The 11,969-nt window shown below is 62.1% G+C and carries 11 protein-coding genes; 7 read left to right on the top strand and 4 right to left on the bottom strand.

From position 1 onward, the window contains the following. Positions 1-33 precede the first annotated feature (33 nt). Positions 34-387, bottom strand: coding sequence for a hydroxyisourate hydrolase (uraH, locus tag ACXJKE_RS06740; RefSeq protein ID WP_457279822.1), 354 nt, complete (start codon positions 385-387; stop codon positions 34-36). Positions 388-584: 197 nt separating this feature from the next. On the opposite strand from uraH, the gene ACXJKE_RS06735 reads away from it, so the two are divergent. The 4 genes from ACXJKE_RS06735 to ACXJKE_RS06720 are packed head-to-tail and all read left to right on the top strand — an operon-like array spanning position 585 to position 5,222. Continuing rightward, positions 585-1,250 carry a GntR family transcriptional regulator gene (locus ACXJKE_RS06735; protein WP_457279821.1) on the top strand — a complete coding sequence of 222 codons (666 nt, stop codon included), beginning with the start codon at positions 585-587 and terminating at the stop codon, positions 1,248-1,250. A gap of 8 nt (positions 1,251-1,258) precedes the next feature. After that, complete coding sequence (gene puuE / locus ACXJKE_RS06730) at positions 1,259-2,194, top strand: allantoinase PuuE (protein ID WP_457279820.1); 936 nt, start codon at positions 1,259-1,261, stop codon at positions 2,192-2,194. A gap of 2 nt (positions 2,195-2,196) precedes the next feature. After that, positions 2,197-3,972: a 2-oxo-4-hydroxy-4-carboxy-5-ureidoimidazoline decarboxylase gene (uraD, locus tag ACXJKE_RS06725; protein WP_457279819.1), complete on the top strand. Its 1,776-nt coding sequence runs from the start codon at positions 2,197-2,199 to the stop codon at positions 3,970-3,972. Then, the gene (locus ACXJKE_RS06720) at positions 3,969-5,222 is read left to right on the top strand and encodes a M20 family metallopeptidase (RefSeq protein ID WP_457279818.1); all 1,254 of its coding nucleotides are present in this window, start codon (positions 3,969-3,971) and stop codon (positions 5,220-5,222) included. Before uraD ends, ACXJKE_RS06720 begins: the two co-directional genes overlap by 4 nt. A gap of 7 nt (positions 5,223-5,229) precedes the next feature. On the opposite strand, the gene ACXJKE_RS06715 is transcribed toward ACXJKE_RS06720, so the two are convergent. Genes ACXJKE_RS06715 through ACXJKE_RS06705 form a run of 3 tightly spaced genes read right to left on the bottom strand, consistent with a single transcriptional unit; the run spans position 5,230 to position 8,081 of the window. Next, positions 5,230-6,108, bottom strand: a complete 879-nt coding sequence (locus ACXJKE_RS06715; RefSeq protein ID WP_457279817.1) for a phosphate/phosphite/phosphonate ABC transporter substrate-binding protein — start codon at positions 6,106-6,108, stop codon at positions 5,230-5,232. Beyond that, positions 6,105-7,190, bottom strand: a complete 1,086-nt coding sequence (locus tag ACXJKE_RS06710) for a hypothetical protein (RefSeq protein ID WP_457279816.1) — start codon at positions 7,188-7,190, stop codon at positions 6,105-6,107. The genes ACXJKE_RS06715 and ACXJKE_RS06710 overlap by 4 nt, the downstream gene beginning before the upstream one ends. A 3-nt stretch (positions 7,191-7,193) precedes the next feature. Further along, the gene (locus tag ACXJKE_RS06705) at positions 7,194-8,081 is read right to left on the bottom strand and encodes a phosphate/phosphite/phosphonate ABC transporter substrate-binding protein (RefSeq protein ID WP_457279815.1); all 888 of its coding nucleotides are present in this window, start codon (positions 8,079-8,081) and stop codon (positions 7,194-7,196) included. Positions 8,082-8,850: 769 nt separating this feature from the next. Here ACXJKE_RS06705 and ACXJKE_RS06700 point away from each other — a divergent pair. The 3 genes from ACXJKE_RS06700 to ACXJKE_RS06690 all read left to right on the top strand — a co-directional run bounded on the left by ACXJKE_RS06700 (position 8,851) and on the right by ACXJKE_RS06690 (position 11,555). Then, positions 8,851-9,852 (top strand): ABC transporter substrate-binding protein, encoded by a 1,002-nt coding sequence (locus ACXJKE_RS06700; RefSeq protein ID WP_457280953.1) that lies wholly within the window; start codon positions 8,851-8,853, stop codon positions 9,850-9,852. Between the two features lie 111 nt (positions 9,853-9,963). After that, a complete protein-coding gene (locus tag ACXJKE_RS06695; RefSeq protein ID WP_457279814.1) occupies positions 9,964-10,785 on the top strand; it encodes an ABC transporter ATP-binding protein in 822 nt (273 codons plus the stop codon). Between the two features lie 2 nt (positions 10,786-10,787). Next, positions 10,788-11,555 carry an ABC transporter permease gene (locus ACXJKE_RS06690; RefSeq protein ID WP_457280952.1) on the top strand — a complete coding sequence of 256 codons (768 nt, stop codon included), beginning with the start codon at positions 10,788-10,790 and terminating at the stop codon, positions 11,553-11,555. Positions 11,556-11,969: the final 414 nt, after the last annotated feature.

Below are 11,969 nucleotides of genomic sequence, written 5' to 3'. Positions count from 1 at the left end.
GGCGCCATGACACGGGTCTGGCCTGGCACCCGCTCAGCTGCCGCGATAGGTGGAATAACTCCAGGGGCTGACCAGCAGGGGCACGTGGTAATGCAGGCCCGGATCGGCCACACCGAAGTCCAGCGTCACCTCGTCCAGGAAAGCCGGCTCGGGCAGTTTCACGCCGCGCGCCTTGAAGTAGGCCGCCACCTCGAACACGAGCCGGTAGGTGCCGGCTTTCAGATTAGCGCTGTCGTATAGCAGTCCATCGGGATTGCGCCCATCTTCATTGAGGATGAAGTGCTTCACCAGCGTCGCCTGACCCGCATGCGTGGTGTAGAGCGACGCCTTCATGCCGCCTGCCGGCGTGCCGTGCATGGTGTCCAGTACATGTGTGCTCAAGCCCATGGTATTCCTTGGTAGTAGTTGAGGGAGCTGCTCAAAAAACCCTCCTGGCGTTGTTGCGCCACCTTGCCGTGCTGATAGCACTGTCTGCGGCGACGCGCCTGGCCAGGACCGCTTCGCTGGGTTTTTGAGCAGCTCTTGTTTTGATCCGGTTTACCAAAAGTGTATACACTTTTCAGCATTCCGGCTATTATCGACCGATGGAATCGTCAACCACCCACACCATCGTCGAAGCCCTGACCAAGGCTATTGTGGAGCACAGGCTGCATCCGGGCACCAAGCTGGCCGAGCAAAAACTGGCCGACCATTTCGGCGTCTCGCGCACACTGGTGCGGCAGGCACTGTTCCAGCTTTCGCAAAACCGCCTGATCCGCCTGGAACCGGCCCGCGGCGCTTTCGTGGCCGCGCCGTCCGTGATGGAAGCGCGGCAGGTGTTTGCCGTGCGCCGCATGCTCGAAGCCGAAATGACACGGGCCTTTGTGCGCGAAGTCACCCCCGCCAAAATCAAGGCACTGAAGGAACACGTCGCACGCGAAAAATCCGCGGTGGACCTCGGCGACGTTTCGGGCCGGACGGAGTTGCTGGGCGACTTTCATGTGCGCATGGCCGAGCTCATGGGCAATGAAGTGCTGGCCCAGATGCTGGGCGAGCTGACCTCGCGCTGCGCCCTCATTACCCTGATGTACCAGACAGCCAGTGCTGCTGAACACTCCAATGACGAGCACGCCGAAATCGTCAAGGCGCTGGCCGCCAGGAACGAAGCGCTGGCCGTACGCCTCATGAATGACCACCTGCTGCACGTCGAGAAGAGCCTCGCCTTTGACCGCAAGGTACCGACGAACGATATTTCCATGGCGCTGTCATGAGTACTGATATGAACACTGGCTACCCTAGAAATTTGGTCGGCTACGGCCGCAACCCGCCACAAGCCAACTGGCCGGGGCGGGCACGCATCGCCGTGCAGTTCGTCCTCAACTATGAAGAAGGCGGCGAAAACTCGGTGCTGCACGGCGACGCCGGCTCCGAACAGTTTTTGTCCGAGATGGCCAATCCACCCAGCTTTGCCGACCGGCACCTCAGCATGGAAGGCATCTACGAATACGGCTCACGCGTGGGCGTGTGGCGCATCCTGCGCGAGTTTGAAAAGCGCAAGCTGCCGCTCACGGTGTTCGGCGTGGGCATGGCGCTGCAGCGCCACCCCGAAGTCGCCGCGGCTTTCACCGAACTCGGCCACGAAATCGCCTGCCACGGCTGGCGCTGGATCAACTACCAGCAGATCGACGAAGCCACCGAGCGCGAACACATGCGCCTGGGCCTGGACGCCATTGAAAAACTCACCGGCACACGCCCGCTGGGCTGGTACACCGGGCGCGACAGCCCCAACACGCGCCGGCTGGTGGCCGATGACGGCCGGCTCGAATACGACAGCGACTACTACGGCGACGACCTGCCCTTCTGGACCGAGGTGAAACGCACCGACGGTCAGGTCGTGCCGCGCCTGGTGGTGCCCTACACGCTGGACACCAACGACATGCGCTTTGCCCTCCCGCAGGGCTTCTCGCAGGCCGATGATTTTTTCATCTACCTGCGCGACAGCTTTGACGCGCTCTATGCCGAAGGCAGTGCGTCGCCCAAGATGCTGAGCGTCGGCATGCACTGCCGCCTGCTGGGTCGGCCGGGCCGCATTGTGGCGCTGCAGCGTTTTCTTGACCATGTGCAAAGGCATGAGCGCGTCTGGGTCTGCCGCCGCATCGATATTGCGCGCCACTGGCAGGCCAACCATCCTTACATGCCCCGGCAGGAAAGCTGAACATGGCCATCACGCTGGAACAAGTCAATGCCGTACCGCGCGCAGAAGCGCTGCAACTGCTCGACGGCCTCTATGAGCATTCCCCCTGGATTGCCGAAAAGGCGCTGGACGCCCGCCCTTTCCAGTCCCTCGCCCACCTGAAGCACACCATGGCGCAAGTACTGCGCGAGGCCGGCAAGGACGCGCAGGTCAAGCTCATCCAGGCCCACCCCGAACTGGCCGGCAAAGCCATGGTCAGTAAAAGCCTGACGGCGGAATCGACCAACGAGCAAGGCAAGGCCGGCCTCACGGACTGCACGCCCGAAGAGTTCGCCACCCTGCAAAAGCTCAATGCCGACTACAACGCGAAGTTCGGCTTTCCTTTTATCMTGGCGGTGCGCGGCCCGCGCGGCGACGGTTTGAGCAAGCAGCAGATCATCGAGACCTTCGCTCGGCGCCTGCAAAATCACCCTGACTTCGAGCTGCAGGAAAACCTGCGCAACATCCACCGCGTGGTGGAGCTACGGCTCAACGACAAGTTCGCCGCCACGCCCGCGCTGGGCAACGACGTGTGGGACTGGCAGGAAACGATGTCGCAGTACAGCGATCCGGGCTATCTTGAAAAGGGCCAGCTCACGGTGACCTACCTCACTGATGCGCACCGTGCCTGCGCGGCTTTCATCAGCAACACCATGCGGGACTGCGGCTTTGACGAGGTGAAGATCGACGCGGTCGGCAACGTAGTGGGTATCTACAAGGCCGCCACCCCCAACGCCAAGACCCTGCTGACCGGCAGCCACTACGACACCGTGCGCAACGGCGGCAAATACGACGGCCGGCTCGGGATTTTTGTGCCCATGGCCTGCGTGCGCGAACTGCACCGCCAGGGCAAGCGCCTGCCCTTTAATTTTGAGGTGGTCGGTTTTTCCGAAGAGGAAGGCCAGCGCTACAAGGCCACCTTCCTTGGATCGGGCGCGCTGATCGGCGACTTCAAGCCCGAATGGCTGGAGCAGAAAGACGCTGACGGCATCACCATGCGCGAGGCCATGCACAACGCCGGCCTGAAGCCCGAAGACATCGGGAAGATCAAACGTGACGCGGACAACTACCTCGGCTTTATCGAGGTGCACATCGAGCAGGGCCCGGTGCTCAACGAGCTCGACCTGCCGCTGGGCATCGTCACCTCCATCAACGGCAACGTGCGCTACCTGTGCGAGATCACCGGCATGGCCAGCCACGCCGGCACCACGCCCATGAACCGCCGCCGTGACGCCGCAGCAGCCGCGGCCGAATTACTGCTGTATGTGGAACGGCGCGCGGCGCAAGACGGAAATTCCGTCGGCACGGTCGGCATGCTGCAGGTGCCCAGCGGCTCCATCAATGTGGTGCCCGGGCGCTGCCTCTTTTCGCTCGACCTGCGCGCGCCCATCGATGCGCAGCGCGACGCGCTGGTGGCCGACGTGCTGGCCGAACTCAAAAGCATTTGCGAGCGCCGCGGTATGCACTTCACAACCGAATTGACCGAGCGCGCCGCCGCTGCCCCCAGCGCACCTGCCTGGCAACTGCGCTGGGAAGCCGCAGTGCAAAGCCTGGGCGTGCCTCTGTACCGCATGCCCAGCGGCGCCGGCCATGACGCGATGAAACTGCACAAGGTGATGCCGCAGGCCATGCTTTTTGTACGCGGCCAGAACTCGGGCATCAGCCACAACCCGCTGGAAAGCACCACCAGCGACGACATCGAACTTGCGATCCATGCCCTGGCGCATCTGCTTACCCATCTTTCTTCTGAACAACAATGACCCTCACTACAGATTACGCCCGGCTTGACAGCTGGATCGATGCCCATTTCGACGAAGAAACGGTATTCCTGCAGCAGCTCATCCGCGTGCCCACCGACACGCCACCGGGCAATAACGCCCCACATGCCGAGCGCACGGCAGAGCTCATCAAGGTCTTCGGTTTTGACGCTGAAAAACACCCCGTGCCCGAAGCCGAAGTGCGTGGCTACGGCATGGAGTCCATCACCAACCTGATCGTGCGCCGCCATTACGGCAACAAAGGCGAAGGCAAAACCATTGCCCTCAACGCCCACGGCGACGTGGTGCCGCCCGGCGAAGGCTGGACCAAAGATCCCTATGGCGGCGAGATTGAAGGCGGCAAGATTTACGGCCGCGCATCGGCCGTCAGCAAATGCGATTTCGCGAGCTTCACCTTCGCGGTGCGCGCGCTGGAGTCGCTGGGCGCGCCGCTCAAGGGCGCTATCGAATTGCATTTCACCTATGACGAAGAGTTCGGCGGCGAGATGGGCCCGGGCTGGCTGCTCAAAAAGGGCCTGACAAAACCCGACCTGCTGATCGCGGCGGGTTTCTCATACGAAGTCGTCACCGCGCACAACGGCTGCCTGCAGATGGAAGTCACGGTGCACGGCAAGATGGCGCACGCCGCCATTCCCGACACCGGCATCGACGCCTTGCAGGGCGCGGTGCACATTCTCAATGCGCTCTATGCGCAGAATGCGCTGTACCAGCAGGTGACTTCAAAGGTCGAGGGCATCCAGCACCCTTACCTGAACGTGGGCCGCATCGAAGGCGGCACCAACACCAACGTGGTGCCGGGCAAGGTGATGTTCAAGCTGGACCGCCGCATGATCCCCGAGGAGAACCCCGCCGAGGTCGAGGCCAACATCCGCAAAGTGATTGCCGACGCGGCCGCCGGCTGCAAGGGCATCTCGGTCGACATCAAGCGCCTGCTGCTGGCCAACTCGATGCGGCCGCTGGCGGGCAACAAGCCCCTGGTGGAGGCCATCCAGAAGCACGGCGAAGCGCTGTTCGGCCAGGCCATCCCGGCCATGGGCACGCCGCTGTACACCGACGTACGGCTGTACGCTGAGGCCGGCATTCCCGGCGTCATTTACGGCGCCGGACCGCGCACCGTGCTGGAGTCGCATGCCAAGCGGGCCGATGAGCGCCTGGAACTCGAAGACCTGCGCCGCGCTACCAAGGTGATTGCGCGGACGCTACTCGATCTGCTGCTGCCCGGCCCGGTCTGATGGCAGGTTACTCGCGGGTGTAGTCCAGCAGCGCGAGATATTCCTTGCGCTCGGCCTTGACCCACTGCTTGACGCCGATCTCGGACATGATGCCGGCCGATTGGCTGTTCATGGCCAGCAGGGAATCCTGCAGGCGGCTGATCATGTCCGCCGGCACGCCGGGGGCGGCCAGCACCGACCAGTTCACCACGGGCTGGGTTTCACCAATGACACGGCCCCCGCCCTCCTGCCATTTCCTGGCGATGGTCGGATTCACCGCACCCACCTCGGCAAGGCCTGCCGCCACCTGTGCCGACACGGAATCCTGATAGCGTGTGTAGGAAATATAGGGTTCGCGCACGTTCAGGCGGCGCATTTCGGCACGCGCGACCGCCACCGTGGCGGACGATTCGTCGGGCATCAGGATCTTCTTGCCGCTCAGTTGCCCGATGTTGTTGATGGGTGAGTTGTTCTTCACGATAAAGGCGGCCTGGTAGGGCTCGGGCCTGCGCACCAGGGGTTGGTAACCTCCATCGCGAACCAGCTTGGACAGCTGGTTGACGGATTTTCCGAACACCATCAGGGGCTTTTGCTCTGACGATGCCTGCCGCACGAAGTTCTGGATGTCGATGACGGGGTCAACCACCACCTGCTTGTTGCGGATCTGCCCTCCCAGGTAGTCGGCCAGCCCCCGGTAACGCAGGGCCAGCATCGAAATGCTGAGGTCTGCCGTAACCGCCTCATTGATCAGCAGCCTCCAGCGATCAACACCCGCCAGCTGGCCCGCCGCCTGCTGGCTCCAGCTGACCATGGGAAAGCCCTGCCAGGCCACGGCAACCGCGGTGCCCACCACACCGCGAAGAACCGCGCGGCGACCGGTAACTTGTGACAGCAACGGAGTATTCATTTGATCACCTTCAAAGGGTTAATTGCAGATTGCACGGTCTTCTTCGCTGCCTCGTCTTCCCATTGCCTGGCAGCTGTCAAGGTTGCCTTGAATGCCAGCGCACTCTCAAGCAGCCATTTCTTGTTGTCTTCCGAGAGCGCGTAGCTCAACCTGAACTCGTCCATCGGCATGCGGTCTTCCCGCACGGCCTTGATCAACCGGTCCACCTCTGCCGCGGCATGCGCGGGTGTAGACAGCAGCACCAGGCGGCTCATCTTGTCGGGGTTGTTGGGTACATGGCAGTTCACACACTGCGACTCGCGCATCTGCAGCGCCAGGTCACGGTAGCGTTTGTCGACGTTGCCCAGATGCGGGTTTTCCGGCCGGTACAAGCCGTCGAACAGCGTCACCGCCGGTTGGGTGTGGCCCTTGTCGTCAGTCCAGAGCCATGGGCCCTGGTATTTTTCATGCTGCACCGTCTGCACCGGTTGCAACAGCGGCGTGGGCGCCACGTCGGTGAACTGCGCTACCTTGATGGTTCCCGTTTCGGGGCTGATCCAGAGCATCATGCTGCGGGCGTTTTCGTACATCGACCACTTGGCCTCGTCGTGCCAGAACGGATAAGGAAACTGGCCCGGCGGCAGGCGGTTGCGAAAGGCCGCCTCAAGCCGCACCAGGAACATCTTCTCGTCGGCCACCCACTCCACGGTATGCCGGCCGTTGAACATGAAGAGCGGCGCATACATGCCGGTCCAGGCGTCAGGGGCGAACTGGGTCAGGTTGGTCTGGCGCAGGGTGGCGTTGTCCTTTTTGTTTTGCCGACCCCACAGCATGATGGGCGCCACATGTGCACGCAGCTGGCTCGGGCCGAACAGGGTTTGCCGGCACTGCGTGTAGGCATTGACGTCACCGGCCGGCGCCAGCGGGCAACTGCTGGCGAGCTCCGCGGCAATTTCAGCCGCTGCCTGTGCGATGTTGGGCGGTATCGCCCTTTTTTCCTGGGCTTGTACGCCGCAGGAAAATGCCAATATGGCTGCCAGCAGTCCGGCCCGCCATGGCGAAAGTGAAAGTGAAAACAGACGTGCTTGAATCAACGTACCCATTTTTTACTCCCTCGTGTAGTCCAACAAATCCAGGTAGTCCTTCCGTTCCGCTTTAGCCCAGGCCTTCACGCCCATCGAAGCCATCACTGCGGCGCTTTCCGAATTGGTGGCCAGCAGCGCGTCGCGCAGCTGCTGCACCATGTCCGCCGCCAGGCTGGGACTGGCGAGCACCGACCAGTTCACCACCGGCTGGGTTTCAGCCACCACGCGCCCGCCCTCTTCCACCCACTTTTTGGCAATGGTGGGATTGACCACGCCGATCTGGCCCATTCCGGACTTCACAAACTGCGCGACTTCCTCCTGGAAGCGAACGTGTGTCACGCGGACCCGGCCGAGTTTTTGCCGCCGCAGTTCCGCCAGGGCCACCGCACTGGTGGCGGCAGACTCGTCGGGCATGATGACCTTTGCATCAGCCGCATCCGCCAGGGTTTTAATGGGCGAATCCTTGGCCACGATGAAGGCCGCCTTGTAGGGATCGGCGCGCCGCACCACCGGCTGGTAGCCGTTGTCGCGCACCAGCTTGGCCAGCTGGTTGACGGACTTCCCGAAGACAAACTCCGGCTTGCTGGCGCCTTGGGCCACCGCCATGAAGCGCTTGATATCCACCATGGGCTCCACGACGATGGGCCGCCCCTTGAGCTGGGTGCTGATGAAGTCGGCGGCAGGGCGATAACGGTTGGTCAGCAAAAATGAGTTGGTGTCGCCCCCCACCGCTTCATTGATCAGCAACCGCCAGTTCGCGCCACCTGCGGGTTTTTTAGCAGCAGAGGCAGCGGCAGCAGCCGAAACCTGGGCCCAGGCGTTACCCGGCCCACCCATACCCCCTGCGAGGGCGCCCAGGCCCAGGATTGACAACATCTGACGGCGAAGCTGCGAGGAAGGTGTTTTCATGAAAGCCTTGTTTTGGAAAGCCCGCTAACCCAGTACATCGTTGCTGGATGACTTCGGCTACTGCCCCAAGGCTTTGTCAAGGCTTCGGAACTGCATGGCCTTGCGGCTTAATCCTTGTCACCTACGCAAATACACTCTATGGACGGGCCGCAAAAATAGTCAAAGCCTGTTCATGGCGTCCGCCCTGTCAGGACTGACAGGTGAAACCTGCCATGGGCATGGGCGCGGCGGTGCCCGGCCCAAATCACCGGCAGCTGCTCCGCTCAAACGTAAACAGCTGTAACAGCCTCAGCCTTCCTCCAGAACTTCCTGGCGGCCAGGAACAGGAGGTGCCAGCGGCCACCTTTTTAATAGCTGCCTTTGGGCATCCTCCCGGCCAGGGCCGCTCAATGTGCGGAAAGCAGGCCAGCCGTACATCCAAAAATACGGATGCCGATACATCACAAAATGCATCCTGTGAGTAATCCCAGTGTGCGAAAACTGACAGCACCTGAACGCGGCAGGTGTTGCTCTTAGGCCAATCCGCATCGCCCAGCGGCAAGACCCACCAGACACCTGAACTGCCGGGGCAATGCCAAAGTTCTACTCCGCAGCGTGGCAGGCATTGTTTTTGCTGTATCGTTTTGAGGTTCGCTTCGATTTCACGGCCACCGCGTTCTTATGCTGATTGCTGGCCTGCCGGTTTCCCCTTTTGCAACCCCTTCAAGAAAATCCCGCCATGAAAAATCGTGCACCTGCCGCATCTGCCTTTCCCAGCCTTGTAGCCAGGATGACCGGGGCGGTGATCGCCCTGGCAGCCCTGAACGCCCATGCGCAAAACACGCCGATCAAGTTCCAGCTCGACTGGCGCTTCGAAGGCCCGTCCGCCCTCTTCCTCACGCCGGTGGCCAAGGGGTACTTCAAGGCCAACAAGCTCGACGTGACGGTGGACGCCGGCAATGGCTCAGGCGGGGCGGTGACCCGTGTGGCCTCGGGCACCTACGACATGGGTTTTGCCGACATGGCCTCGGTGATGGAGTTTCACGCCAACAACCCGGACGCACCCAACAAGCCGGTAGGCGTGATGATGGTCTACAACAACACGCCGGCCTCCGTCATGGCGCTCAAAAAATCAGGCATCAAGACGCCCTCCGACCTGAACGGCAAAAAAATGGGCGCGCCGGTGTTTGACGCCGGCCGCCGCGCCTTCCCGATTTTTGCCAAGGCCAACAACATCACCGGCTTCCAGTGGACAGCCATGGACCCGCCGCTGCGCGAAACCATGCTGGCCCGCGGCGACGTGGACGCCATCACCGGCTTTACCTTCACCTCGCTGCTCAACCTGGAGGCGCGCGGCGTGAAGGCTGAAGACGTGGTGGTGCTGCCCTATGCCGACTTCGGCGTGAAGCACTACGGCAACGTGGTGATCGTCTCGCCCAAACTCATCAAGGAAAACCCGGCCGCCATCAAGGCGTTTTTGCAGGCCTTTACCAAGGGCGTGAAAGACGTGGTGGCCGACCCGGCCGCCGCCATCGAATTCGTGAAAGCGCGCGACGGCATCATCAATGTGCCGCTGGAAGTGCGCCGCCTGCGCCTGGCCATCGACACCGTCGTCAACAGCCCCGACGCACGTGCCGAAGGCTTCGGCCAGGTCAAAGCGCCGCGCCTCTCGCTGATGGCCTCGCAGGTGTCGGACGCTTTCGGCACCAAGACCCGTGTCAACCCCGACGCAGTGTGGAACGGCTCCTTCCTGCCCACGGCAGCCGAGCTCAATGTGCTGCCGAAGAAATAAGTCCTGGCCTCAGGCTCTGTGCCTGGCGCCATGCCTGCCCGGATTGCTACACTTTTAATAGCTGCTTGCGCACATCCCGATTGGGCCAGCAGCCGTTTTCCTACCTAAAACATGCCCCTCGCCACCGCTGACAGCCCTTTTGTTGACTTCCGGGACGTCTGGCTTGCCTACAACGACGAGCTGTTGGCGCGCAAACAGTTTTCCGTTGAAGCCATCGATCTGCAGGTGCGCCAGGGCGAGTTCATTGCCATCGTCGGGCCCTCGGGCTGCGGCAAGTCCACTTTCATGAAGCTGGCCACCGGGCTGAAGATGCCGTCGGCCGGGAGCATCCTGATTGACGGACGGCCAGTGACAGGGCCCCTGAAGATTTCCGGTATGGCCTTCCAGGCGCCATCGCTGCTGCCCTGGCGCACCACCGTCGACAACGTGTTGCTGCCGCTTGAGATCGTCGAGCCTTATCGCAGCCAGTTCAAGGCCAGGCGCAAGGAGTTTGAAGAGCGGGCGCGCAAGCTGCTGCAGAAGGTGGGCCTGGCAGGCTATGAAGACAAATTCCCCTGGCAGCTGTCTGGGGGCATGCAGCAGCGCGCCAGCATCTGCCGCGCGCTGATCCACGAGCCCAAAATGCTGCTGCTCGACGAGCCCTTCGGCGCGCTCGATGCCTTCACGCGTGAAGAGCTCTGGTGCATCCTGCGCGACCTCTGGACCGAGCAGCGCTTCAACGTGATCCTGGTCACGCATGATTTGCGCGAGTCGGTGTTCCTGGCCGACACCGTCTATGTGATGAGCAAAAGCCCGGGACGCTTTGTCGTGCGGCGCGAGATTGAACTGCCGCGTCCGCGCGACCTGGAAGTCACTTACACCCGCGAGTTCAGCGACATCGTGCATGAGCTGCGCGGCCACATCGGCGCGGTGCGCGGCGGAGCCGCCGTATGAACATGAACAACAAACAGCTCGAACGCTGGGCGCCATGGGTGTTACTGGCAGCCGTGGTGGCGCTGTGGCAGGCGGTGTGCGCCGGTTTCTCGGTGCCGGAGTTCATCTTTCCCGCGCCGCTGGCCATTGCCCAGGCCATGCACGAATTCGCGGGCCCGATTGCCGAAGCCGCCTGGAAAACCTTCTGGGTCACGATGGTGGGTTTCGGCCTGTCCATCGTGGTCGGCGTATTGCTGGGCTTTCTGGTGGGCTCGTCGCGGCTGGCCTATGCCGCGGTCTATCCGCTGCTGGTGGCTTTCAACGCGGTGCCCAAGGCCGCGATTGTTCCCATCCTCATCGTCTGGTTCGGCATCGGCGTGGGCCCCGGCATCCTCACGGCTTTCCTGATCTCGTTTTTCCCCATCACCGTGAACATGGCCACGGGCCTGGCCACGCTGGAGCCAGAGCTGGAAGACGTGCTGCGCGTGCTGGGCGCCAAACGCTGGGACGTGCTGGTCAAGGTCGGCCTGCCGCGCTCCATGCCCTTCTTCTTTGCCTCGCTCAAGGTCGCCATCACGCTGGCTTTTGTCGGCACGGTACTGGCTGAAATGACTGCGGGTGATTCAGGCATTGGCTACCTCATGCAAAGTGCCGGGTCGCAGCAACGGCTGGCGTTGGCTTTTGCCGGGTTGGTGGTGATTGGGGCGATGGCTATGGCGATGTATGAGTTGTTTAGCTATGTCGAGAAGCACACTACGGCGTGGGCGCATCGGGGGTCGCAGAACGGCTAAGGTATTGGTCGGGTCTTGCTCCGGCCTTTGCGCTCTTTGCTGAGGGCTGTTGGCCGGGGGTTGCCCGGCATGCAAGTAACTTTCTTTTGCTTCGCCAAAAGAAAGTCACCAAAGAAAAGGCGACCCTGGTTCCTGCGTTCCTTCGCTTCGCTGCGGGCAGCCTGGTGCTCGGTCCAGCCGGGGTCAAAAACAACTCGCTTCGCTCAAACGAGTTTTTGCCCCGATCCGTCTGGACCTCCGCTCCTCGGCGCATCCACAAGGGCCAATCGGGAACGGGGACCGAATACCAAAGACAAATACCAACCAGGACTCGCCAGGGCGAGTCCTGGTTTCTTCTGGTATTCCGGGTTTTGTCTTCGGTTGTTTGGTATTCCTGCCTCCACCCCCTTCTGTCTGCGCCGAGGAGCGCAGGTT

Source organism: Polaromonas sp. P5_D5, assembly GCF_054049435.1.
The sequence above is the reverse complement of the archived record's forward strand: the minus strand, read 5'-3'. Positions and strand labels throughout refer to the sequence as shown.